The organism is Lentzea xinjiangensis, from assembly GCF_900110955.1.
Lineage (GTDB): Bacteria > Actinomycetota > Actinomycetes > Mycobacteriales > Pseudonocardiaceae > Lentzea > Lentzea xinjiangensis.
Window position 1 is genome coordinate 166,429 of the sequence record NZ_FOFR01000010.1, and the last position, 21,609, is coordinate 188,037.

Below are 21,609 nucleotides of genomic sequence, written 5' to 3' on the forward strand. Positions count from 1 at the left end.
GTGGTGGTGATCGTCGGGTGCCCAGCGAAGCGGTGCCCCGGAACGGGCCTACCACGCGACGCAGTCGCCATGCCGGGTTAAACCTCCCGCTCTCGGGTTACCGCGATCGAGCTAATTGGATGGCGGAATGTCACACCTCCGCTACCGGTGACGATTTCCACTCACAAGGGCCGCCTCATACGCCATTCGCCGCATCGGGTGTGGTCCTCTCGTAGTAGCCACGACCTGCCAGAGCACCTGGGAACGCAGTGGATCGGGGAGGTTCGCGATGCAAGCGGAAGATCTGGCCCAGGCAGCGGAGCAGGCTGTGCGCCACTGCCGACGCGCCGGGCTGTCGCGTCAGGAAGCCGAGGACTGCGTCCAGGACGCCGTGGTGGCCCTGCTTGCCCGCCACGCCGAGAACCCCGACGCGCAACCGGTCACCGCGGTGCCGGCGTGGCTGGCCGTCACCGCCCGCCGCCGGTTCCTCGACCGGCTGCGCCACGCCGAGTGCGAACAGCGGGTCCTCGCCCGCCTGCACGCCCACACCCCGCCCGAAACGGATCCCGGTGACGTCCTCGCTGATCAAGCTTTGGCCGTCTGGCTGGCCCGTTCCCTGGAACGCCTGCCCCACAGCACCCAGCGCGTCTGCCGGATGATCGCCACCGGCGCCACCGTCACCGACACCGCCGGCCGACTCGGGATCACCCCCAGAGCCGTGCAGTCCCACCTCGCCCGAGCCCGCCTCCTGCTGCGCGCCCTCGCGGCCGGCGCCGCGGCCGTCCTGGCCGACACCGCCGTACGACTGGCACGCCCCGTGGTCGCCGCGGCGGCGACACCGGTGACCGCAGCGGCTATGACCGCCGCGGTCACCTTGCTGCCCCACCACGGCCCGCTGCCGGCGCACATCCCGCCGCAGAACCCGGCCGTCGCCGTCCACGTACCCACCACCGTCGCATCCGCCATCCAGCCCCGCACTACACGTGCGTTCCCGGTCGACCGGGATCACGACACACCGCAAGCCGGCACTGCACCGCCCGCCAACACCGTCGTCACTTCCGCACTCGGCGGCGCCGCCTCGCCGGTCGTGACCGATCCGACCCCGGCGACCGACGACTCGGGCTCGGGTGCCGACGCCACCCGGACCGCACCGGGCCAGGATCCGCTGTTCGACACAACCTCCACGCTCCCGCGTGCTCACCCGAGTTCGTCCCGTCCGTCAGGTCCGATCCGGTCTCGTTCGAATCCGACCGCAACCGACCGCGTCGAGACACCGCGCTCGATTCCGATGTCCGTCACCATCCCCGTGCGGACGGCCCCGATCGGAGTCCCTGCACCGCAAGGGGAACAACCCGCAAGGAACCTCCGGCACCCGAAGGCCCCGGCACACCACGCGGTCGGAACCTCGCGGCCGGAACGCCAAGGGGTCGATCGTTCGGTTCCGACGGACACAACGCATGAGCAACGCGGCACAGGCAGCATCAATCATGTTGCTTCAGGCACTCGATCTTGTGCTCGTAGGCAGGGAGTAACCGGCCTGGAGGCTTGTTGAGGCTCGGCTGGACGAGGATCAGGGCTCTGCGTCGCTTGTGCGCGTTCGAGCTCGAGTTGGCTTCGTCACGACCGCTGGTGCCGCTGTCGCGGAGGAACTGCACCACCGCTTCCCCGGCGGCCATGAACGCAGTGCTGCGTTCGAAGTGGCAGCCGACCGCACCTCGACGCGCACGGTCGGCTCCTACCGGCTTCCCCGCCACCTCGGCGCTTCGCGGACGCATCGTCGCCGCCGCCGTCGCGGTAGGTGCCTTCGCCGCGGCAGGTGCAGGTCAGACCATGCAAGCCGCGGCTGACGGCAGCAGTGACATCCAGCTCGCGAACCACACCGGCGGCGCCGCCACGTTCGACGGCGTGGGCGGCGACACCGCCTCGGCCCCCGATCTTCGCAATCGCCAGGACCGCCTCCGAAGGTTCCACCGAGGCCGCCAAGCTCGTTCGCAACCAGCAGCTCACCATCGAGCGCGAGGCCGTCAAGGCCGAGAAGAGGCGCCCCAAGTTCGTCCGCCCGGCCGTCGGTGAGTTCTCGTCCACCTACGGCGGTCGCTGGGGCACCATGCATTTCAGCATCGACATCGCCGGTCCCATCGGCACCCCGGTCCTCTCCGCCGCCGACGGCGTCGTGGTCGAGGCGGGTCACGCGTCCGGCTTCGGTCTCCGGGTCCGTGTCCCGCACGCCGACGGCACCGTCACCGTCTACGGCCACGTCGACACCTACTCCGTCCGCGCGGGCCAGCCGGTCAAGGCCGGTCGGCAGATCGCCCGCATGGGCAACCTCGGCTTCTCCACCGGCCCGCACCTGCACTTCGAGGTCTGGGAGCCGGGCGGCCGGAAAGTGAACCCGTTGGCGTGGCTCAACGAGCGCGGTGTGACCGTCTGATCCGGCTCTCTGATTCGGCTCCGCCCTCGTCCGGCTCGGATCTCGAAGAGCTGCCTGCGAACGTCGGGCAGCAACGTTGATGAATGGAAACGGCGAGATTCGCCGTTCGATCTGCACCAGTCGAGGAGCCCCATGTCCATGGTGTCCGCGCCCGTTCTTGTTACCGGCGCCACCGGTAAGCAAGGTGGTGCCACCGTCCGCGCGCTTCGTGCCGGTTCGTGCGCTCGTGCCCGACCCGGCCACGGACCGGGCCAAGGCCGTCGAGGCACTCGGTGTCGAGCTGGTCACCGGCGATCTGCACGACCGGGAATCGTTGGCCCGGGCAGCGGAGGGCCGTGCGCTTCACCGCCTGGCGCTCGCACGAGTGGTAAGCGGATCGCAAACACGGTGCTCCGCGGAGACGTTTCCGCCAGCTCGATCGCGCCTCTCCGGGCTGTGACGAGCTCAGCGGCTGGTGGACGGCGAAGCTTGAGCCGCTGCGACGCGGTCTGCGATGTGGTCGATGACCACGTTGACCGCGCGGCGGTACGGGGTGGCGTCTTGGTTCACCTGGGACAGGAGCATGCCGCCTTGGATCGCGGCCAGCAGTGCGACCGCGAGCGCCGAAACGTCCTCGTCGGCTCCGAGATCGCCGCGCTCGCGCATGCGAGTGAGCCCGGATTCGATCGCTGCTTGCCACGCGGCGAATCCCGTGGCCAGGCCGAGACGAGCTGAGGGGTCGATGTCCGACAGCTCGCTCGCCAGCGAGCCGATCTCACACCCTCCGGCGCAGTGCACCGCATCCAGGCGGACGGCGGCGCGTTCGCACCATTCACGCAGTGCGTCGATGCTGTCGAGGTGGTCGAGCAGAGGCCGCTGCTGTTCGAGCTTCACGGTGTTCTGGTACTCGATCACCGCCGCCGTGAGGCCCTTCTTGTCTCCGAAGTAGTGGTAGATCTGCGAGGCGCTCACCCGGGCACTGCGTTGCACGTCGGGGATGCTCGTACCGGCGACGCCTTGCTTGAACATCAGCTCGGCGGCGGCCTGCAGGATGCGGTCTCGCGTGCGACGGCCACCCTCCGTGCTCGCTGCCTTCGCCTGCGGCTCGACACCACTCGTCTTCATGGGCTCAGCCTATCCAGATTGGAATTGACTTTCCAATCTCGCGCTGCCTACGGTTGGAGTGTTCATTCCAAGATCATTTCCGTTCGCGATAGGTGACGCTCATGGCGCTCGACCCTCAGATCCAGGCCGTGCTCGACGACTTGGCCGCGACCCCCGCGCCTGCGGCCAACACCCTCACCGTGGCGGAGAACCGCGCCGCCGGCCTCGCTTTCGCCTCGTTCGCCGGTGACGTCGTCCCGATGCGCGAGGTTCGCGACATGACCTTCCGCAGCGGCGACCACGACGTCGCGGTCCGCATCTACACCTCCGAGGCGGTCCCGGCGGGCTCGCCCGCTCCGGTGACGGTGTTCTTCCACGGCGGCGGCTGGGTGTTCGGCGACCTCGACAGCCAGGACCACTTCGCCAGGGTCGTCGCGACGCGGTCGAAGACCATCGTCGTCTCCGTCGGCTACCGGCTGGCGCCGGAGCACCGGTTCCCGGCAGCCGTCGAGGACGCCTACGCGGCGCTGCGGTGGGTCGAGCAGAACGCGAGCGCCTTCGGTGCCGATCCGAAGCGCATCGCTCTGTTCGGCGAGAGCGCGGGAGGCAACCTCGCCGCCGTCACCGCGCAGGAAGCGAAGCGACGCGGCGGACCGGCCGTCACCTTCCAGGCTCTCGCCTATCCCGCGACCGACCGTTTCGACGACAGCGCATCGATGTACGACTACGCCGCCGGCCCTCTGCTGACGCGCCCTTGGCTCGAGTGGTTCTGGGGCGCCTACCTGAACACGCCCGACGAGGGCGCCGACCCCCGCGTCTCTCCGCTGCGCGCGGAGGACCTCACCGGGCTCCCGGCCGCGTTCATCGTCACCGCTGAGCTCGACCTGCTGCGCGACCAGGGCATCCGGTACGCCGACGCTCTCCGCGAGTCCGGAGTGCCGGTGGCGCACCGAGCGGTCCAGGGCGTGCCCCACGCATTCCTGTCCTTCACCCGCGACGTCCAGATCTCGCGCGACGTGCTGAACGAGGTCGGCGACGCCATCGGCGCGGCCTTCGCGTGAGGGGAAAGTTCCGATGCGAAAGCCCGACGACAGGAACCCCGCATTCGAGAAGACGGTTGCCGCCGGCGGATCCCCGGCAGTGGTGAATCCGGTCGCGGATCTCGGCGCCACGATGCCGGCGCCGGAGGAGGACTGGACCGACTCGATCTACTTCATCAGCCGGGTGAACTCCGGGGCCCGGCATAGGGCTCCTGGCGTCGTCATCAAAACGTCCGTGAAAGGAAGCGCATTATGGCTGTGACTGTCGCGGAGGAACCGTGGGAGAGCGCGGACGGCCTCAGGCTGCGCCGGGCCATGCAGACCGAGCTGGCCGCCCGGTACAACTTGCCTGACCGGGAAACCGAGCCGCCCACCGCCGAAACCGTCAGCGTGTTCCTCGTGGCGCGCGATTCGGGAGGCGACGCGACAGGCTGTGGCGCGCTGCGCCTGCTGGGCGACGGCAGAGCCGAGATCAAGCGGATGTACGTGGTCCCGGAGGCCCGCGGCACCGGCGTGGCGACCCGCATCCTGCGTGGGCTGGAGGACCACGCCCGGCGGCACGGGACCGGCTCGGTGGTGCTGTCGACCGGAGTGAAGCAGCCTGATGCGGTCCGGTTCTACGAGCGTGAGGGCTATCGCCCGATCGAAGGTTACGGACCGTACGCCGGCGAACCGCTGGCGAGGTGCTTCACCCTCGAACTCGGCTGAACGGGGGCACCCGCCGGCCGGTCTGGATCGCCGAACCGGACGCGGGTGCCTCGACGCCGTCAGGGACGAGAACCTATTCGGAGAACATGGTGAACGAGCGCATCTTGTCGAAGCGCTTGGCCGCGAGGTCCTCGAAGCTGATCAGGAAGCAGCCGTAGTGGACGTCGCTTTGCGTGTAGAACTGGGCGAGTGGCACCCAGTCCTGGATCAGCCGGTGCTCCTCCGTCTCGATCAGGGAGTAATCCCACGTCTCCGCACGATCGAGGCCGGCTTCAGGCCGGTTCTTGAGGTTCGCGGTCGCCATCTCGTGCCATGGGCTGTCGTTGCCGCCTATCTCCATGCAGTGCCCGCCGACGCGGATGGTGGACATCCTTTTGCCAGGCCCCGGCCAGAGACTGTCGACGATTTCACACAACTGGTCGAAGTGCTTCAGGTCGTCGAACAGTTGCTTCACGTAATCCGGCTGGAACTCCATTTCGAGCTCATCGGTTTCTCCCATCCAGTCCGGAAGATCCGCCTCGACCCACGCGGAAAGCTCGTGCTCGGGAATGAGCAGCGGCGTGCCGTCGATGTTCGTCCCTTCGAGTTCGGTTGGCAATGGCGCCACTGCTGTCTCCGTGCCGGTCGGGACGTACAGAACCCGCGCGTGCTCCGGCTGCTCGTCAGCGCTGAAGGGAGCCAGCACGTCTTCCTCGTGCTGCAGGAACAGCAGCAGTGAGCCGTCCGCCGGCAGGGGAAGACCTTCGGCCCGCGGAAGGGCCGCACAGTCGATGGAGGCGATGAACGGCAACGCGTACCCGTCCCCGTCGGTCGGCCATTCCGTGCCCACCGGTAACCGGGGCAGCCCTCCCTCCTGCCCGACAACCCTCTCGCCGGTGCGTGCGCCGCCCAGCCAGACGGCGAATCGGAGCTGATCCGCGAACTTGCCGATCTCGTCGTCCGGTATGCCCTGACTGATCGCCGCCTGGCGGAATTGCTCGTAACGGTCCATGGCGCTACATGATCGCATAGTAATGGGAGCTTTCTCTTTGTCAGGTCCGCGCTGGAGCGGGTGCTGCCTCTATGGCCGGAAAATGTGGTCGACGGGCAGTGCGGCCGACCTGGGACCCAGGAGCAAGCGGACGGAATCTTCGGCAGACGGATTTCGGTGACGTCAGCGATCAGGCAGTACCCGGCTGCCGGCGATGGTGAAGCCGATTGTCGCTCCGCCCCCGGCGCGGTTCCTGGCGAAGGTCGTTCCGCCGTGGGCTTCGGCGATGCCGGCCACGATGGCCAGGCCGAGACCGGAGCCGGGTAGTGATCGCGAGGTGTCCGCGCGGTAGAACCGGTCGAAGATCCTGCCGAGGTCATCAGTGCCGACACCGGGTCCGCGGTCCGACACGGCGATCGTGCCCGCGCGGACCTCGACGTCGATCGGGGCGGTGCCGCCGGTGTCGAACTTCGCGGCGTTCTCCAGCAGGTTGCCGACGGCGCGTTCCAGGGCGAGGCGCTGTCCGCGCACCCGTGTCCGGTCGGCGTCGATGGTGATCTGGCGTTCGGTCCGGCGCTGTGCCCGCGCGGCCGCGTTGCGGACGACTTCGGCGACTTCGACGTCGGTCTCCTCCTCGTCGGTCCCTCGGGCGAGTGCGAGGGCGATCAGTTCGTTGACGAGGTGGGAGAGCTCTCTGGTCTCTCCCTCGACGTCGGCGAGCAGGCGCGCGCGGGAGTCCGGCCCGAGCCGGTCGAGGTGGTGCAGCACGCTGGCGTTGGTGCGCAGGCTCGTCAGAGGGGTGCGGAGCTCGTGCGCTATGTCCTGGATCAGTCGTTCCTGCGCTTCCCGTGAGTCCGCGAGCCTGCGCAGCATGGTGTTGAACGACGACGAGAGCCGAGCCACCTCGTCCCGCCCGGCCACCGGGACCTCATCGGCGCCGAGCCCGGTGGCGCTGACGTTCTCGGCGATCGCGGTCAGCCGGACCAGCCGCCGGGTGATCCGGCGTGCGAGCACCCAGCCGAGGCCCGCGGCGACCGCGGTCACGAGCAGGGTGAGCACGGCGATCTCCTTGGCCATGCCGCTCATCACCTGCCGTGACTGGTTGACGTCGATCCCGACCTGCACCGCACCGGCACCGCCTCCCAGCGAGGTGGTCAGCACCCGGTAGGTGTCGTGCTGCACGATCACCTCCGCGGTGCTCGTGGAGCCACGCGCGGATCCGGTGGCGAGGGCGCGATCGGCGTCGCTGACCGGGAAGACCACGGCGCGCCCGCCGAGCGCTGTGACGCCGCCGCCAGGTTCGATGCGTTGCGCGGTCAGCGGCAGCGGCTGCTCCAGTCCCGCGTCGCCGATGACATCGCCGGCCGGGTCGTGCAGCACGCCGTGATGTCCGTCCATGATCGCGGCGGAGGCGGTGTGCAGGCCGCGGTTCACCTCACCGGTCACGCGCTCGACCCCGGAACGGAAGGCGAGCACGCCGACCACCCCCGCGGTGAGCGCGACGACGAGGGCGAAGGCGAGGGAGAGCCGGGTTCCGAGGTTCACGGGCGCCGCACCGTGTAGCCGATGCCGCGCACCGTGTGGATCACGGCGGAGGCGCCCGCCGCTGCCAGCTTGCGGCGCAGGTAGCCGACGTAGACCGCGAGGTTCTTCGAGTCCCCGCCGAAGTCGAAGCCCCAGATCTGCTCGTAGATCGACGTGTGGTCGAGCACGACGCCCTCGTTGCGCATGAGCAGTTCCAGCAGGTCGAACTCGGTCTTGCTCAAGTTCAGCTCGGTCGCGGCCCACCACGCGCGCCGGCTGGCGGGATCGAGCCGCAGCGCCCCGGCGGACAGGGCGCGGTCGTCGGTGTCCTCCGCCGGGACTGCCCTGCGCAGCAAGGCCCGCAGGCGGGCCAGCAGCTCGTCGAGCTCGAAGGGTTTGGGCAGGTAGTCGTCGGCGCCCGCGTCGAGGCCGGCGACCCGGTCGGAGGTCTCGACCCTCGCCGTGAGCATCAGCACCGGCACCCGGTCACCTTCGGCCCGCAGGAGCCGGACGACGCCGAGCCCGTCGAGGCCTGGCATGAGCACGTCGAGGATGAGGACGTCGAACTTCTCCCGGCGGATCCTGGTCACCGCCTTCACCCCGTCGTCGACGTCGACGACCGAATAGCCCTCCAGTTCCAGCGCGCGAACGAGCGACTCACGAATCGCACGGTCGTCATCGGCGATCAACACGGTGCACGTCATCCAGTTCCTTCTCCCGGCTCGGCCACTGTGGATGATTCTCGCCGAGCGACACGCCGCGCCACACGAAAGTTCGCCCTGAGAAGGGTAGGAGCTTGGTGAGAATCCACCGGTGAGGCGCCTTTCGCCATTGCCGCCGGGTGAGGGCGATTCCTAGATTCGGTCACGAGCGAGCACTTCTCCCGCTGGTCGCCGTGTGCTGCATCCCCTCACCGAAGGAGTTCCGTGGATACCACCATGAGCACCCACGCCCCGCCGGGCACTCCACCGCACACGCGCTGGAACCCGCGACTCGTCGGGCAGATCGCCGTGCTGCTCCTGGCGAACGTCGCGGCGGACTCGGTGATCGTCATGCCCCTGTTCGTCCTGCCGCAGGTGCTCGACCACTTCGACACCACCCAGTCCGCGTGGATCGGCTCCACCGCGATGCTCGCGGGGGCGATGTGGGCGCCGCTGTTCGGCAAGAGCGCCGACATCCACGGCAAACGCCGGATGCTGACCGTCGCGTTGCTCATCGCCTTCGGCGGTGCCGTGGTCTGCCTCGTCGCGCCCAACCTCTGGATCTTCGTGCTCGGGCGCCTGCTGCAAGGCGCCGCGGTGGCGGGGGTGTTCCTGACCGTCTCGCTCGTCCGGGACCTGTGCACACCACGGATCGCGATGCCCGCGGTGGGTGCGGTGACCACCTGTGCGGGCGTGGTGGGTATCGCCCTGACCACCAGCGTCGAGTCGCTCGTGGCGGAGTTCGGGTTCCGGGTCGTGTTCGTGGCCGCGGCGCTGGCCGCGGCCGTCGCGGTGACCTGCATCCGCGCCCTCGTCCCGGAGTCGCAGGTGAGGACGCCGGGGCGGGTCGACGTCGGGGGAACGCTCCTGCTCGGCGGAGGCGTCGTCGGGGTGCTCGGCTACATCAGCCTCGGATCGGACATCGGCTGGCTCAGCCCGCTCGCGCTCGCGCTGCTCGCCGCCGGCGTCGTGGCGCTGGCCCGGTGGTACCTGGTCTCGAGCCGCGTGCCCGAGCCGGTGATCGACATCAGGAACCTCGGCAGGCCGATGGTGCTCACCCTGCTCGTGGTCGTGCTCGCCACCGGTGCGGGGCAGAGCATGGACCAGTTGCTCAGCCTCATCGCCCAGGTCTCGTCGGACCGGGGACTCGGCTACGGGCTCGACGCGCAGGGCTCGCTCGCGCTGCTGTTCGGCTTGCCCGCCATCGCGATCATGGCGGGAGGACTGCTCTCGGGCTGGCTCGCGGCCCGCACCGACCCTGCCGTGGCCCTGACCGCGGGTGTCCTGGTGGGCACGGTGGGAGCCCTCGGCATGTTCCTCGGCGCGTCCTCTTTCCCCGTCGCCGTCCTCTTCGCCTTCCTGCTGAACCTGAGCATGGGGTCGCTGCTGGCCTCCGGGTTCAACATGGCGGCCGTCCTCACCGCACCACACCGCCAGGGCGTGACCGCGAGCATGGTCTCGGTCATGAGCGCGATCGGCTCGGTGGGGGTGAGCTTCGCCGGTGCGGCGGTCCTCTCCGCCACGCGCGTCACGGTCGACGGGACCACGGTCAACTCCGCCACAGGCGTGTACAGCTACATCGCAACCTCAGCCGGGTTGTTCGCGATCGCCGCTGTGCTCGCCTTCCTGCTGCTCGTCCACCGCCGTGCCGAGCGGCCACAAAGGACTGGCTGACGTGCCCGAGCAGTTCCCGGCCTCAGGGTTGACGGTCGTGCAGCCGATCGGGGTGGCCGCAATCGGCCTGACCACCGTCCCCGGAGTGGTCGCCGCTCTCACGTTGAACGCGCGTGTTCGTGCCGTGGCGTTCGCGTCGGTCGGTGGTGTCGCGTACGCGTATGTGTCGGTGCTGATATGCGTTGTGTCGCAGTCGGTGCAGCAGGGCGGCCTCGGCACCTTCCTCCTCGGCGCGGCCGCGCACCTGTCCCCGTGGACCGGCGCGGCGCTGATCGCCTGCGCGCTCGCCGCAGCCAGCGGTGTGTTCGCCCTCGCTCGTCACCCTCGGTTCGAACCCGGCGACGTCAACGCACTGGCCCAGCGCCTGCACACGCTCGTGCACGACGCACCGATGCGGGCCCGCATGGGCGCCGCCAGCAGCGAGATCATCTCCCGCCACACGCTCGCGGCGACCCCGGAACGCTTCGAAGGCCTCTACGCACGGGCGATGGGCCGCACCGCGCCCCTCATCGCGCTGGCGGCCTGAGCTCGATCCGCTGGGCACGCTCGTCGCTCCCAGACGATCAGTAACGGTGCGGGGGACCGTGCAACTCGTGCCATTCGCCGAGAGAAAAGCGATCTGCCTGTCCGTTGATTCAATCGTCAACGTCGAGTAATTCCGGTTTTTATCACCTTGATCTAGTTGAGGAGTTTCGGTGTCGCATACCAACCCAAGCCCGCTGAGCGTGAAGGTCCTGTCGGTTCATCAGCGCCTCGCCACGTCCGGCGCTCGCAGCGCACACGTTTTCCGGACTGATCGCGGATTGCACCTCGTTGTTCCCCAGTTGGCCGAAGATCTGCTGGATCGAGCCCCGGACATGAACGGTGGAGACGCCGACGTCGACGCTCTTCTCTACCGTTGGGAGGGAGCGCAGTTCGTCGAGGTGGACCGCCTGCCCTGTCCGAGCGGCGAAGACGCGCTGAGCTTCACCAGTGGCGGGAGGAACTACCTGGCGTTCGCCAACCTCCGCACCGGGAAGGGCCCGTACGAGACGGACGTGAACTCGCTCATCTACCGCGAGGACGAAGACGGGGAGTGGATCGTCGACGAGACGGTGCCCACCTTCGGAGCCAAGCAGTGGCACCACTTCTCGATCGGCGACCGCGAGTTCCTGGCGTTGGCCCAGGGGCTGACCATGCCTGGCCTCTCGCCCAAGGGCCACGGACGTTCGGTCATCTTCGAGCGCGTCGACGGGCGGTGGCGGGAGTTCCAGGTCCTGGGAGGGCGCTGGGGTTACAACTGGGACTACTTCCGCGTTGGCGGACATCATTTCCTGGCCTATGCGGACCAGGTCACGCCCAGTGTCGTGTACCGCTGGGACGGCGATTCCTTCATCCCCTACCAGACGTTCGCGGAGAAGTTCGGCCGGAGTTTCCTGCACTTCTCGCAGGACGGCGAGGAGTGGCTGGCCTTCGCGTGCATCAACGGTGACTCGACGCTCTACCGCTGGAACGGTGAGCTCTTCGAGCCGCACCAGTCACTCGGTGGACTCGGAGGCCGCGAGTTCGCACTCCACCGGCACGGCGACAAGCTGTTCCTCGTCCGCATCTGCTTCATCCAGGGAAGGCCTCCCGTGGCCAAGACCGATTTGATGTCGCAGCTGTACAGGTGGCACGACGGCAAGTTCGAGGTGGTCGAGGAGTTCCCCACCTTCGGCGGCACCGACGCGGGTTTCTTCGAGGCCGACGGCAGAACCTTCCTGGTCGTCGCCAACAGCCTCACCCCGGACGTGCGGTTCCGCCAGGACAGCATCGTCTACGAACTCTCACCCGACAACGCCTGACCCGAACCGACAAGGAGACTTCGATGCGCTACCAGCCCAACTCGCACTTCATGCGGTTGTTCGAGATGTTCACCTCCGCGCCGGACAGCATCGGCCAGAACCTGCAACGGCGACTGGGCGAGGCCCGTTCCGACTCCCCGCTGCTGCTGGCGACGGGCACCGACCTGGTGCTGTTCCCCGGTGGCGGACGCCCGCCCACGTCGGTCGACTTCAGGAAGGGCACCAGGGGGTTCTTCGAGATCACCGCGGTGTCGCACCTCGGCCTCGCGATCCCGTACCTGGCCCGGCTGCGCGAACTCGGCGACGCCGGCTGCAAGACCGCCGCCAGGGAGCTCATCGCGCAATGCCGCGTCGTCCAGGACTTCAACAGCGTCTCGTACTGGCGTGACGAGGTCGCGGTCACCGCGTGGCGGGGGCACGAGGAGAAGATCACCGATCTCGTCGACTACACCTGTGCGACCACCGCGGACTACTTGGAACGCGCGATCGAGAACCCGAAGCTCTTGGACTTCGAGTACCTGCGCGCGAACCTGCTCGAAGGCGACGGGCCGGACGCGGTACCGGTGCCGTTCAACGACATGATGGCGGCGACCTTCGCGCTCTCGGCCTTGGACTCGGTGCACCGGAGCCTGAAGTGGCTCCACGAGCAGTCCATCGACTGGGCCCGGCTGATGGTGATCGTCGCCGGTGGTGCCGGACGCCCGAGCGCCGGCCTGACCTGGCAGAGCAACAACGTGTGCCCGCTGCTGTACGAAGCGTCGGGCCACGAGCTCGACCCGGCCCGGCTGATCATCGCCCCGACCGCCCCGGCCGTCGAGCCCGAGCAGCTCGCCGACACCGAGTTCTGCGCCCGGGCCGAGGCGCAGTACCGCAAGTTCTGGTACGGCTGCCTGTCGTCGGTCGAGATGAGCCGTCTCCTGTGGCCGGACTACCCGGCTTTCGAGAAGAGGATCGACCAGGCACCCGTGGTGGACCCCGACACCGAGGTGGTCGACGCCATGCCGCGCGTCCGGTCGGTCCACGACAAGCGGGCCATCGTGACCAGGCTTCGCTACGTGATGGAAGACCCCGGCGCGCAGATCGCGACCGCCGGCATGCAGTTCGTGCTCGACCAGTTGAGCGCCAACGGAAACCGGCCTGAACTCGTCGAGCTTCCCGGCTTCACCGGCATCACCTACCCGGCCGGCTCGCGGGGGTAGCAGGGCGAGCGGTGAATGCTGCTCGCGCGTTGTCGCAACACCTCCCCCCGGACATCGTCGGTGGCGTGCCGACCAGCGCGAGTTCGGTGTTGAACGGGGATGTCCTCGACAAGTGCGACGTGCTTTCGGCAGTCGCGGCAACCTCGCCCGTGTCCGGGAAGGGGTGCCGAGCGGGCCGGCGTGATCAACCGGCCCGACCTCCCCCGCCCTTCCACGTGATGGCTGGCAGCGAAGGACGCCCGTGCTGCCACCGTCTGCTGTTCCCCAGTCCACTGTTGTACATGAGGAGTCGAAAGTGGAACACCCCGATCTGGCGGAGCTGGTTCTCGCCGAGGACGCGCAGGACATGCTCTTCCGCGATGCCCGCACAGCCACGGAGTTCCAGGACGTGCCGGTGTCGGACGCTCAGGTGCGGGCCATCTACGAACTGGTCAAGCACGGCCCGACCGCGATGAACCAGCAGCCGATGCGCGCTGTCCTCGTCCGATCCGAACCTGCGCGCGGGCGTCTGCTCGAGCACATCGTCGAGAACAACAACAAGGCCGAGACCCTGGCAGCGCCGTTGTCGGTTGTCATCGCCGCCGACTTGGACTTCCACCTCAGGTTCTCCGAAACCTTCCCGGTGCTGCCCAATGCCGAACAGGTGTACGCCGAGGCCAAGTCGGAGGTTCGCACCGCTTCGGCGGTCATGAACGCCCACATCCAGCTCGCCTACTTCATCATCGGCGTTCGCGCGGCCGGACTCGCTGCGGCGCCCGTCACCAGGTTCGACCACCAGGCTCTGGACGCGGACTTCTTTCCCGGCGGCAAGCTTCGAGCGGTGGCCGTGGTCAACGTGGGCGTGCCGGTCCCAGGTTCGCCCGGCTATCCGCGTCCACCTCGTCTTCAGTACGAAGACGTCTTCATCACCGCCTGATCTTCGCACTGCGCGGCGTTGTCCGGCCGGCCGTTCTCGGCGCGGCCAAGAACCTGTTCAGCGGCGAAGGACAGGCGGCGCTGACCGTGCGGCGGATCATGTTCGAGGTCGTTCTCGCCGAGCGAGGTCATGGCGATCAGCGTTGCAGCCGGGCTGCGAGCCCATCGAGGACGATGTCGAGGTGCCGCCCGAACCGTGCGTGGCGGTCATCGCGCAGGCGACCCACGGCCTTGATCAGATCGGCCCCCTCGCCCAGCCAGGCATCGCGTCCGACGGCTGAGTAGCGATCCGGGGCGGTCTCATCCGACTGCGCCCGCTCCTGTTCCTCGATGACGAAGCCGACGACGAACGCGGTGACCACGTCGAGAGCATCGTCGGCATCGACAAGGGTGAAGCCGGCCGCCATGAAGCGCGCGAGCCAGGCCTCCTTCGCCTTCACCACGTCCGGGTCGGACAGGCGCGTGCCGCTGAAGATCCGGGCCCCGTCCCGATGGCACAGGTATTCCGCGCGCAGGATGCGGCCGTACTCGGCGAGGCTGGCGCGCCAGCCGGCGTCAGGCGGGATCCTCGACAGCGCATCCGTGACGCGGCGCATGACGAACGTGCTCATCTCGTCGAGCAGTTCCTGTTTGTTGCGCACGTGCCAGTACAGCGCGGGTGCTTGCACGTCGAGCCTCGCAGCGAGCGCACGGACGGTGAGTGCGTCCATGCCCTTGTCGTTGAGCAGCTCGAGCGCTGCCGCCACGATCCGTTCCTTGTTGATGCCCTTTGCCACGATTGACACCTTAACAAAGTTCAGGCACCCTGGTTCCAGGCGAGTTGAACTTAGTTAAGGACTCGCGCCCGGTCCTGGATGCACGACCGGTCAGTGCGGCCAGCCACAGCTTCCGGAGTCGGCGGAACGGCTGTCGGTCAGGCGCTGGGCATCGCCTCCGCCATCGGAACAACCAGCTGGATCAGAAGAGGAAACACATCATGCAGAAGCGTGCGTTGGTCGTCGGTCTGGGAATCGCGGGCATGTCCGCGGCGATCGGGCTGCGCCGGGCGGGGTGGACGCCGGTGATCATCGAGCGGGCTGCCGAGCGTCGAACCGGGGGCTACTTCATCTTCCTGTTCCCGGAAGGCCGGCAGGCAGCCGCCGACCTGGGCATCGCCGACCACCTGCACACCCGCAACCCGGCGTGGAAGAAGGGTGGGAACACCTGGGCGCTGGATCGTCGCGGCAACCCGAAGCCGGAACTGGGGTTCCTGGACCAACCCGGTCCGGCGGCGGTGTTGCGTGGCGACATCGAGGCCGCGCTGTGGCGGAGCATCACCCACGATGGTGTTGCGGACCCGGTCGAGGTGCGGTTCGCCACCACCCCGATCGAGATCGTCCAGAGCGCCGACGGAGTGCAGGTCCTGCTCGAGAGCGCCGGTTCCGGCGCGCAGTACCGCGAGACGTTCGATCTCGTGGTCGGAGCGGACGGGTTGCGCTCGACCGTGCGCCGGATGGTGTTCGGCCCGGACGAGGACTACCTGACGGATTGGAACGCGATGGTGTGCGCCTTCCAGCTCAAGGAGCACGTGCCCTCGTTCGCTCCGACCGACACCGTCGTCGTCCCGCGCGCCAAGCGCGCGGCATGGGTGTTCGGATTCGCTGATCACGCGCCCACGACGCTGCTGACGTACCGGACCGACGACATCCAGAAGCAGTTCAGCGGGTCGCGGATCGAGCAGCTGCGGTCGGTCTACTCGGGAATGGACGATCCGGTGGTGCGTCACGTCCTGGACTCCCTGGAGGATGCCCCCGACGTCCTGTTCGACTCGGTCCACCAGGTGCAGATGTCGCGGTGGAGCTCGGGCCGGGTGGTCCTGCTCGGTGATGCGGCGTGGTGCCTGACCACCTACTCGGGTATGGGAGCCTCGGCCTCGTTGTGTGGAGGCGCTGCTCTCGGCAAGGCCGTGCAGGAGCACCCCGAGGATCTCGACGACGCCCTGAACGCGTGGGAGACCGGGCTTCGTCCGTTCATCACCGAGCAACAGCGCACCGCGAAGATCAAGCAGCAGAGGTTCGTTCCTTCGAGCAAGGCGGCAGCGGCGTTGCGCGCGTTCATCCTCGGTGTCGCCCGCAGGATCATTCACCGTCGGCTCGTCGCCGAGTCGTCTGGACATCCGGCTCCGGCCGTGTCCGGTACGGCTCGGTGACGACCTCCGCCGGAGCGTTGGCCGTGCTGTCCCGCGACACCGACCGGCACGGCGGTGACGGCCGCAGCTCTTCTCGCAGTCGGCACCCGGCGATCTGGACCGTTCGAGGCGGTTGCAGACCCGGCTCCACTCTGCCGGTTCGGAACACGAGCCTCGCGGCCCCGCCTCCGTGCGCGCACCACCGACGTCCATCCACTCAGGACAGTGGTGCGCCCGGCGGTCAGCGTGCAGCCCAGATCGGCGTCACGGCCGGTGTCGACGAGGCTGCCTGATCGGGAACAGTCGTCACTCGTCGGCGGGCCCTGCTACCGCCCATCGGAACGCTATCCGTTGCGGCCGTCCGCCGCCGACCAGTAGGAACCCCGCAACCACGCGATGAACAAGAGGACATCATGCTTCACTACGCCGTGTCTGCCTTCTCCGCAGCGCCCCGGGAAGCGGTTTGGGCGCTACTCGTCGATGCCGAGTCGTGGCCGCGGTGGTCGTCGCTGGGCGAGCTGGATCGAGAGCGCTCGGCGGACCTCGACCCGGCTGGCCGTGATCAGGTCGGAGCGGTTCGGGCATTCCGCAAGGGCAAGAACGTCAGCCGGGAGCAGATCACGGAACTCCAGGAACCGGCCTTGTTCACCTACGAAGCAGAGTTCCTGCCGATCATCCATGACTACCGGGCCCGAATCGAACTGAAGCCCACCGACGGTGGGACCCTCATCCACTGGCGGGGGCAGTACACCACGTCGTGGTGGTCGCGCTGGTTCACGCAGCGCTTCTTGCAGCGCCTCGTGCAGGGGCTGGCCGATGACCTCGCCGCGCACGCCGCCCAGCAGAACAGCCGTACGTGACGACAGCGATCGTGGCGGCGTGACGAGCGGCTGCTCGGCGAACTGCCTGCGGCGAGCTGCTGGACCTGTCCGCCCCCCGGTCGTCTCCAGCCATCTGCGGAGCCTGTTGCCGGGGCCGGGGCACGGCGGGCCGGGGCACGGCGGTCAAGCATCGAACTGGAGAGGCTCTTCCGCACGCCCGGCGCGAGCGGTCACTCATGGCTCCCGGCAAGGGCGTCCGCTCGATCGCAACGGAATCGACCGAGCAGGACGAGCCGGGCGTCGATCCGAGCCCTGGTGCGGCTCTGGTCTCCAGCCCTGGAACTCCCACCTGTGCTCAGCGTGGGCCGGGGCGGCGGTCGAGTGCGCGGCCCACGTCGCAGAACCAGGTGCCGGGACGGGCGGCGATCCGCGTGCGCGACGGTCCGGGACCGACCCCGACGCTCGCCTGGCCCGCACACGGGTGGGCGCTGTCCACCACGGCGACAGGTGGTCGAGTCCGATGACCACGGACACGAGCACTCCGGTCCCGAGGCCTCGCGGTGCACCCAACCCGATCGCCACGTCGAGCGCGCCCCGCCACGAGCGACCGGACCGCGCCGCGGACGGACCACCGCACAGGTCCGGCTACCCGTGGCGGGCCGCGACCGGCGTCCAGCGCAGGCTGTCGCCGTCCGCGACGACGTGTCCGGCCGTCGGTGGCGGAAAGTGCGTGCCCAGCACCAGGGTTGCGGTCCCGGCGAGGGAGGTGAGCAGGTCGCGGCGGGTGCGCTCCGCCAGTGCCGGGTCGATGTCGACGCAGCTGGTGATGTCCGGCCGCGGCACCTGGACCGGGTGGTGCACGCAGTCGCCGGTGATCAGCGCCGTCTGCCCGCCGCTGTCCAGGCGCACGGCGACGTGTCCCGGTGTGTGGCCGGGCGTCGGTACCAGCCGCACCCCTGGCGCCACCTCGGTGCCGTCCGCCGCGACGTCGACGAGGTCGAGCAGGCCCGTGTCCTCGACCGGCAGCACCGAGTCGCGGAACATCTGCCGGCGCGGTTCGTCCATCGCGAAGCCGGCCCAGAATTCCCGTTCCACCCGAGAGGTCACGTAACGCGCGTTCGGGAACGTGGGCACCCACGCGCCGTCGACCGCCCGCGTGTTCCAGCCCACGTGATCGGTGTGCAGGTGGGTGAGCACGACCAGGTCGACCGACTCGGGCGTGCAGCCCGCCTCGGCGAGCCGGTCCAGGTAGCCGGTGCGCAGGTCGTGCCACGCCGGGTTCGCGCGCTGCTTGCCGTTGCCGATCCCGGTGTCCACGAGGATGCGCAGCCCGCCCGCCGACACGGCGAAACTGTGGCTGGCCAGGCGCAGGACGCCGTCGTGCCCGGCGAAGTCGGGCCGGAGCCAGTCGTGCCGGAGGACGACGTCCGGGGTCGCCCCCGGCAGCAGCCAGGGACCGGTGGCGGGCGGCAGTACCACCTCGTCCACCCGCCGTACGGTGAACTCGCCGATGGTCCACTCCGGGACGGTCATACCTCTCCTCCTGCTAAAGCGATTCGTTTGCTTTAAGACACCGTAGGTCTTAACCTCGCTTAAAGCAAAGTCTTAGCTTTTGGAGGTGTTGATGTCCGTCCTCACCCCTGGGGAAGCGGCGCGCTGGGCCACCCGCGCCGGGTTGTCCCTGCCCGACGACCGCCACGCCCTCGTGGCAGCCACGGCCGACCAAGTCCACTCGGTCGTCTCCGTGCTGCGGGAGCTGGATTTCGGGAACACGGCGCCGTTCCGTGAGGGAGACACCGATGCGACCGCATGAGCTGACCCTCGCCGCGGCCTCGCGCGCCGTCGCGTCCCGCGAGCTGTCTCCTGTCGAGCTCCTCGACTCGGCGCTGGCGCGCCTGGAGGAGGTCGAACCCCGCCTCAACGCCTACGTCGCCGTGACCGCGGACCGGGCGCGGGCGGCGGCTCGCCGGGCCGAGCGGGAGATCGCCGCGGGTGAGCTCCGCGGTCCGCTGCACGGCATGCCGATGGGCCTCAAGGACATGATCGACGTCGCCGGCCTGCCGACCAGCGGCAGCTCGCGGGTCCGGGCCGGGCACCGCGCGGACGCCGACAGCGCGGTGGCGGCGCGCCTGGCCGACGCCGGCGCGGTGCTGGTGGGCAAGACCCACACGCACGAGTTCGCCTACGGACTGATCACCCCGCAGACCGCGAACGCGCACGACGCCGGGCGGATCGCCGGGGGCTCCAGTGGCGGCTCGGCCGTCGCCGTGGCGGCGGGCACGGCGGCCTTCGCGCTGGGGACCGACACCGGAGGTTCCATCCGCGTGCCCGCGGCGTTGAACGGGGTCGTCGGCCTCAAACCGACGTACGACCTGGTGCCGCGCGACGGCGTCGTTGCGCTGTCCTGGTCGCTGGACCACGTCGGTCCACTCGCCCGCACGGTCGAGGACGTCGCACTCGTCCTGCCCGCCCTGACCGGCGGGAATCCGGCCACTGTGGACGGAGAGCTGACCGGGCTGCGCGTGGGCGTGCCGTGCAACTACTACTTCGACCACGTGGACCCCGAGGTGGAAACCGTTGTGCGTCAGGCGATCGAACGGGTGGAGTCGTTGGGCGCCGTCCTCGTCGAGGTGGAGCTGCCGATGACGCGGTACGTCCAGGCGATCCAGTGGGGGCTGATGATCCCGGAGGCCACCGCTTCCCATGAACGGACGCTGCGCACGACGCCCGAGCTGTACGCGGCCGACGTCCGCGTGCTCCTCGAAGCCGGGGAGCTGCTGCCCGCCGGCGACTACCTGCGGGCCCGGCGGGCCCGCACGCTCCTGCGGCGCGAGTGGCTGCGCGTGCTGGAAGAAGTCGACGTGCTCGCTGCTCCCGCCGTTCCGATGACGGCTGTTCCAGTCGGACAGGAGACCGTCACCTGGCTGGACGGTGTGACGGAGAGCGTGTCCGACGCCTACGTCCGGTTGTCGGCGCCCGCCAACATCACCGGCGTGCCGGCGCTGACGGTGCCGGTGGGTGCCGACCGGGCCGGCCTGCCCATCGGGCTGCAGCTGCTCGGACGACCGCTGGCCGAGTCGCTCCTGCTGCGAGTGGGACATGCCTGCGAACAACGGGTCACGGTCACGGGAGCCTGAGGAGCTCCTCGGTGAGGGCACGCGCGCACCCGTCGAGGAGGGCCTCGCCCTTGACGGCCGTGGCGGTGCGCGCGTCCCCGGCGACGCCCGAGGGTGAGACGCGCTCGAACGGCGTCGGGTGGTACACCGCCGCCGGGTCCTCCGGCTGCAGCGCGATCGCGGGACCGACCGCCTGCGGCACGAGTTCCTGGCGCACCAGTTCCGGGAACGCGGCCAGCATCATGGACGTCTCGCCCTCGCAGGCGTGCATCAGCTGGCGCTGGGTTTCCAGCGTGCTCGCGAGCACTGCCGCCCCGGCGGTGAAGTAGCTGGTGACAGCGATGACTGTGCCCAGCTCGGCGGTCAGCTCGGTGGCCAGCGCGTGCAGGGCGGTCGCGTTGCCGCCGTGGCCGTTGACGAGCAGGATGCGCCGGAACCCGGCACGCAGCACCGAACGGCACAGGTCCCGCAGCAATGCGTGCAAAGTGGACAGTGACAACGTCAGCGTGCCGCCGAAGGCCATGTGGTGTTCGGCCAGTCCGCACCACGTCGACGGGGCCACGACCACCGGCACGCGCTCACTCGCCACCGCGGCAGCCCGCAGGCAGACCTCCGCGGCGAGGAAGTCGTCCACCCCGGTGGGCAGGTGGGCGCCGTGCTGCTCGGTCGACCCGACGGGCAACAACACGATCGCGTTCCTGGCCGCCAGGTCCCTCAGCTCCGGCGCGGTCAGACGGTTCCAGCGGTACTCGGACACAAGACCTCCTAAAGCTAAAAGTTAGCTTTAGGGAGCTTAGGTTGGCGTGACTCTTGAAGCAAGATTTTTGCTTTAAGGTGAGAGGATGAGTCGGAAGCCGATGGTGCGCCCCGGTGGCCGCAGCGCCAGGGTTCAGCAGGCGGTGCACGAGGCCGTCCGCGACCTGGAGGCCGAAGGCGGGCGCGAGACCCTGACCGTGCCCCAGATCGCGGCACGCGCAGGCGTCACCCCGTCGACGATCTACCGCCGCTGGGGCGACCTGCGTGAGCTGCTCTCCGACGTCGCGGTGGAGCGGCTGCGCCCGGAGACCCCGCCGGAGGACCGGGGCGGTCTTGCGGCCGACCTGGAGGCGTGGGCCGAGCAGTTCCTCGACGAGATGTCCTCGCCGCCGGGCCGCGCCTACATCCGCGACGCGCTGCTGGGCGACCCGGACGGGAGCAACGCCGGCCAGTGCTCGGCGTACGCGGCCGACCAGGTCGACGTGATCCTCGCCAGGGCGACGCAGCGGGGAGAGCCGGTGCCGGACGTGGAGACCGTGCTCGACAGCGTGGTGGCACCGATGATGTACCGCATCCTGTTCCGCCCCGGACCGCTCGAGCCCGCGTACGCGCGCCGGTTGGTGAGCAGCCTGCTCGGTTGAGCCGGTGACGACTTTTCGAGCGGCACAGGGTCTCGTCCACCGAGCGCAGTGCCCGAAACCA

At 69.1% G+C, this 21,609-nt stretch carries 24 protein-coding genes; 16 read left to right on the forward strand and 8 right to left on the reverse strand.

Features of this window, described 5'->3' with window-relative positions; translation table 11 throughout:
* Positions 1 to 268 precede the first annotated feature (268 nt).
* From BMW88_RS22175 to BMW88_RS44490, 3 genes are all read left to right on the forward strand, one after another.
* The gene (locus BMW88_RS22175) at positions 269 to 1,531 is read left to right on the forward strand and encodes an RNA polymerase sigma factor (RefSeq protein WP_089953498.1); all 1,263 of its coding nucleotides are present in this window, start codon (positions 269 to 271) and stop codon (positions 1,529 to 1,531) included.
* Between the two features lie 303 nt (positions 1,532 to 1,834).
* Entirely contained in the window at positions 1,835 to 2,410 is a 576-nt protein-coding gene (locus BMW88_RS22180; RefSeq protein ID WP_342715173.1) for a M23 family metallopeptidase, read from the forward strand.
* 79 nt (positions 2,411 to 2,489) lie between these two features.
* Positions 2,490 to 2,849, forward strand: a complete 360-nt coding sequence (locus tag BMW88_RS44490) for an NmrA family NAD(P)-binding protein (RefSeq protein ID WP_425434676.1) — start codon at positions 2,490 to 2,492, stop codon at positions 2,847 to 2,849.
* A 5-nt stretch (positions 2,850 to 2,854) separates the two neighbouring features.
* Here the strand turns inward: BMW88_RS44490 and BMW88_RS22190 are convergent, their stop codons facing one another.
* On the reverse strand, positions 2,855 to 3,514 hold the full coding sequence (locus tag BMW88_RS22190; RefSeq protein WP_089953500.1) for a TetR/AcrR family transcriptional regulator: 660 nt from the start codon (positions 3,512 to 3,514) through the stop codon (positions 2,855 to 2,857).
* Between the two features lie 101 nt (positions 3,515 to 3,615).
* Between BMW88_RS22190 and BMW88_RS22195 the strand changes: the two genes are divergently transcribed.
* From BMW88_RS22195 to BMW88_RS22205, 3 genes are read left to right on the forward strand one after another with little or no spacing between them, the layout of a single operon-like run.
* The gene (locus BMW88_RS22195) at positions 3,616 to 4,554 is read left to right on the forward strand and encodes an alpha/beta hydrolase (RefSeq protein WP_089953502.1); all 939 of its coding nucleotides are present in this window, start codon (positions 3,616 to 3,618) and stop codon (positions 4,552 to 4,554) included.
* A 13-nt stretch (positions 4,555 to 4,567) separates the two neighbouring features.
* Entirely contained in the window at positions 4,568 to 4,795 is a 228-nt protein-coding gene (locus BMW88_RS22200; protein WP_089953503.1) for a hypothetical protein, read from the forward strand.
* A gap of 53 nt (positions 4,796 to 4,848) precedes the next feature.
* On the forward strand, positions 4,849 to 5,241 hold the full coding sequence (locus BMW88_RS22205) for a GNAT family N-acetyltransferase (RefSeq protein WP_245777971.1): 393 nt from the start codon (positions 4,849 to 4,851) through the stop codon (positions 5,239 to 5,241).
* A gap of 73 nt (positions 5,242 to 5,314) precedes the next feature.
* On the opposite strand, the gene BMW88_RS22210 is transcribed toward BMW88_RS22205, so the two are convergent.
* From BMW88_RS22210 to BMW88_RS22220, 3 genes are all read right to left on the reverse strand, one after another.
* Positions 5,315 to 6,232, reverse strand: a complete 918-nt coding sequence (locus BMW88_RS22210; RefSeq protein ID WP_089953507.1) for a DUF1963 domain-containing protein — start codon at positions 6,230 to 6,232, stop codon at positions 5,315 to 5,317.
* A 162-nt stretch (positions 6,233 to 6,394) separates the two neighbouring features.
* Positions 6,395 to 7,756, reverse strand: coding sequence for a sensor histidine kinase (locus BMW88_RS22215; protein WP_089953508.1), 1,362 nt, complete (start codon positions 7,754 to 7,756; stop codon positions 6,395 to 6,397).
* A complete protein-coding gene (locus BMW88_RS22220; protein ID WP_089953510.1) occupies positions 7,753 to 8,439 on the reverse strand; it encodes a response regulator transcription factor in 687 nt (228 codons plus the stop codon). The genes BMW88_RS22215 and BMW88_RS22220 overlap by 4 nt, the downstream gene beginning before the upstream one ends.
* 234 nt (positions 8,440 to 8,673) lie before the next feature.
* Here BMW88_RS22220 and BMW88_RS22225 point away from each other — a divergent pair, with 234 nt between their 5' ends.
* The 5 genes from BMW88_RS22225 to BMW88_RS22245 all read left to right on the forward strand — a co-directional run bounded on the left by BMW88_RS22225 (position 8,674) and on the right by BMW88_RS22245 (position 14,048).
* On the forward strand, positions 8,674 to 10,110 hold the full coding sequence (locus BMW88_RS22225; RefSeq protein ID WP_089953512.1) for an MFS transporter: 1,437 nt from the start codon (positions 8,674 to 8,676) through the stop codon (positions 10,108 to 10,110).
* Position 10,111: 1 nt separating this feature from the next.
* Positions 10,112 to 10,636: a hypothetical protein gene (locus BMW88_RS22230; protein ID WP_089953514.1), complete on the forward strand. Its 525-nt coding sequence runs from the start codon at positions 10,112 to 10,114 to the stop codon at positions 10,634 to 10,636.
* A gap of 331 nt (positions 10,637 to 10,967) precedes the next feature.
* The gene (locus BMW88_RS22235; RefSeq protein WP_089953515.1) at positions 10,968 to 11,933 is read left to right on the forward strand and encodes a hypothetical protein; all 966 of its coding nucleotides are present in this window, start codon (positions 10,968 to 10,970) and stop codon (positions 11,931 to 11,933) included.
* A gap of 23 nt (positions 11,934 to 11,956) precedes the next feature.
* Positions 11,957 to 13,132 (forward strand): DUF5624 domain-containing protein, encoded by a 1,176-nt coding sequence (locus BMW88_RS22240; RefSeq protein WP_089953517.1) that lies wholly within the window; start codon positions 11,957 to 11,959, stop codon positions 13,130 to 13,132.
* A 346-nt stretch (positions 13,133 to 13,478) separates the two neighbouring features.
* Positions 13,479 to 14,048 (forward strand): malonic semialdehyde reductase, encoded by a 570-nt coding sequence (locus BMW88_RS22245; protein ID WP_245777982.1) that lies wholly within the window; start codon positions 13,479 to 13,481, stop codon positions 14,046 to 14,048.
* Here BMW88_RS22245 and BMW88_RS41995 read toward each other — a convergent pair.
* Positions 14,018 to 14,179, reverse strand: a complete 162-nt coding sequence (locus BMW88_RS41995; protein ID WP_177221230.1) for a hypothetical protein — start codon at positions 14,177 to 14,179, stop codon at positions 14,018 to 14,020. The two genes, BMW88_RS22245 and BMW88_RS41995, sit on opposite strands and share 31 nt — an antisense overlap.
* Positions 14,180 to 14,184: 5 nt before the next feature.
* Positions 14,185 to 14,823, reverse strand: coding sequence for a TetR/AcrR family transcriptional regulator C-terminal domain-containing protein (locus BMW88_RS22250; RefSeq protein WP_089953520.1), 639 nt, complete (start codon positions 14,821 to 14,823; stop codon positions 14,185 to 14,187).
* Between the two features lie 200 nt (positions 14,824 to 15,023).
* Here BMW88_RS22250 and BMW88_RS22255 point away from each other — a divergent pair, with 200 nt between their 5' ends.
* Both BMW88_RS22255 and BMW88_RS22260 read left to right on the forward strand, forming a co-directional pair.
* A complete protein-coding gene (locus BMW88_RS22255) occupies positions 15,024 to 16,235 on the forward strand; it encodes an FAD-dependent monooxygenase (protein WP_089953522.1) in 1,212 nt (403 codons plus the stop codon).
* A gap of 392 nt (positions 16,236 to 16,627) precedes the next feature.
* Positions 16,628 to 17,074: an SRPBCC family protein gene (locus BMW88_RS22260; protein WP_089953523.1), complete on the forward strand. Its 447-nt coding sequence runs from the start codon at positions 16,628 to 16,630 to the stop codon at positions 17,072 to 17,074.
* Positions 17,075 to 17,680: 606 nt separating this feature from the next.
* On the opposite strand, the gene BMW88_RS22265 is transcribed toward BMW88_RS22260, so the two are convergent.
* The gene (locus tag BMW88_RS22265; RefSeq protein ID WP_089953525.1) at positions 17,681 to 18,568 is read right to left on the reverse strand and encodes an MBL fold metallo-hydrolase; all 888 of its coding nucleotides are present in this window, start codon (positions 18,566 to 18,568) and stop codon (positions 17,681 to 17,683) included.
* Positions 18,569 to 18,659: 91 nt separating this feature from the next.
* Here BMW88_RS22265 and BMW88_RS22270 point away from each other — a divergent pair, with 91 nt between their 5' ends.
* Positions 18,660 to 18,848, forward strand: coding sequence for a hypothetical protein (locus tag BMW88_RS22270; RefSeq protein ID WP_177221248.1), 189 nt, complete (start codon positions 18,660 to 18,662; stop codon positions 18,846 to 18,848).
* Positions 18,835 to 20,172, forward strand: a complete 1,338-nt coding sequence (locus BMW88_RS22275; protein WP_089953526.1) for an amidase — start codon at positions 18,835 to 18,837, stop codon at positions 20,170 to 20,172. Before BMW88_RS22270 ends, BMW88_RS22275 begins: the two co-directional genes overlap by 14 nt.
* On the opposite strand, the gene BMW88_RS22280 is transcribed toward BMW88_RS22275, so the two are convergent.
* Positions 20,159 to 20,908, reverse strand: a complete 750-nt coding sequence (locus tag BMW88_RS22280) for a creatininase family protein (RefSeq protein ID WP_089953528.1) — start codon at positions 20,906 to 20,908, stop codon at positions 20,159 to 20,161. The two genes, BMW88_RS22275 and BMW88_RS22280, sit on opposite strands and share 14 nt — an antisense overlap.
* An 85-nt stretch (positions 20,909 to 20,993) precedes the next feature.
* Here BMW88_RS22280 and BMW88_RS22285 point away from each other — a divergent pair, with 85 nt between their 5' ends.
* A complete protein-coding gene (locus BMW88_RS22285; protein ID WP_089953529.1) occupies positions 20,994 to 21,548 on the forward strand; it encodes a TetR/AcrR family transcriptional regulator in 555 nt (184 codons plus the stop codon).
* Positions 21,549 to 21,609 lie beyond the last annotated feature (61 nt).

Bases quoted from the DNA above. Each gene is read 5' to 3' on its own strand.
- BMW88_RS22205 (WP_245777971.1), top strand. From the start codon at position 4,849: ATGCAGACCGAGCTGGCCGCCCGGTACAACTTGCCTGACCGGGAAACC.
- BMW88_RS22255 (WP_089953522.1), top strand. From the start codon at position 15,024: ATGCAGAAGCGTGCGTTGGTCGTCGGTCTGGGAATCGCGGGCATGTCC.
- BMW88_RS22195 (WP_089953502.1), top strand. From the start codon at position 3,616: ATGGCGCTCGACCCTCAGATCCAGGCCGTGCTCGACGACTTGGCCGCG.
- BMW88_RS22265 (WP_089953525.1), bottom strand. From the start codon at position 18,568: ATGACCGTCCCGGAGTGGACCATCGGCGAGTTCACCGTACGGCGGGTG.
- BMW88_RS41995 (WP_177221230.1), bottom strand. From the start codon at position 14,179: ATGACCTCGCTCGGCGAGAACGACCTCGAACATGATCCGCCGCACGGT.
- BMW88_RS22275 (WP_089953526.1), top strand. From the start codon at position 18,835: ATGCGACCGCATGAGCTGACCCTCGCCGCGGCCTCGCGCGCCGTCGCG.
- BMW88_RS22240 (WP_089953517.1), top strand. From the start codon at position 11,957: ATGCGCTACCAGCCCAACTCGCACTTCATGCGGTTGTTCGAGATGTTC.
- BMW88_RS22220 (WP_089953510.1), bottom strand. From the start codon at position 8,439: ATGACGTGCACCGTGTTGATCGCCGATGACGACCGTGCGATTCGTGAG.
- BMW88_RS22175 (WP_089953498.1), top strand. From the start codon at position 269: ATGCAAGCGGAAGATCTGGCCCAGGCAGCGGAGCAGGCTGTGCGCCAC.
- BMW88_RS44490 (WP_425434676.1), top strand. From the start codon at position 2,490: ATGAATGGAAACGGCGAGATTCGCCGTTCGATCTGCACCAGTCGAGGA.
- BMW88_RS22200 (WP_089953503.1), top strand. From the start codon at position 4,568: ATGCGAAAGCCCGACGACAGGAACCCCGCATTCGAGAAGACGGTTGCC.
- BMW88_RS22210 (WP_089953507.1), bottom strand. From the start codon at position 6,232: ATGGACCGTTACGAGCAATTCCGCCAGGCGGCGATCAGTCAGGGCATA.
- BMW88_RS22190 (WP_089953500.1), bottom strand. From the start codon at position 3,514: ATGAAGACGAGTGGTGTCGAGCCGCAGGCGAAGGCAGCGAGCACGGAG.
- BMW88_RS22270 (WP_177221248.1), top strand. From the start codon at position 18,660: ATGTCCGTCCTCACCCCTGGGGAAGCGGCGCGCTGGGCCACCCGCGCC.
- BMW88_RS22235 (WP_089953515.1), top strand. From the start codon at position 10,968: ATGAACGGTGGAGACGCCGACGTCGACGCTCTTCTCTACCGTTGGGAG.
- BMW88_RS22285 (WP_089953529.1), top strand. From the start codon at position 20,994: ATGAGTCGGAAGCCGATGGTGCGCCCCGGTGGCCGCAGCGCCAGGGTT.
- BMW88_RS22225 (WP_089953512.1), top strand. From the start codon at position 8,674: ATGAGCACCCACGCCCCGCCGGGCACTCCACCGCACACGCGCTGGAAC.
- BMW88_RS22245 (WP_245777982.1), top strand. From the start codon at position 13,479: ATGCTCTTCCGCGATGCCCGCACAGCCACGGAGTTCCAGGACGTGCCG.
- BMW88_RS22260 (WP_089953523.1), top strand. From the start codon at position 16,628: ATGCTTCACTACGCCGTGTCTGCCTTCTCCGCAGCGCCCCGGGAAGCG.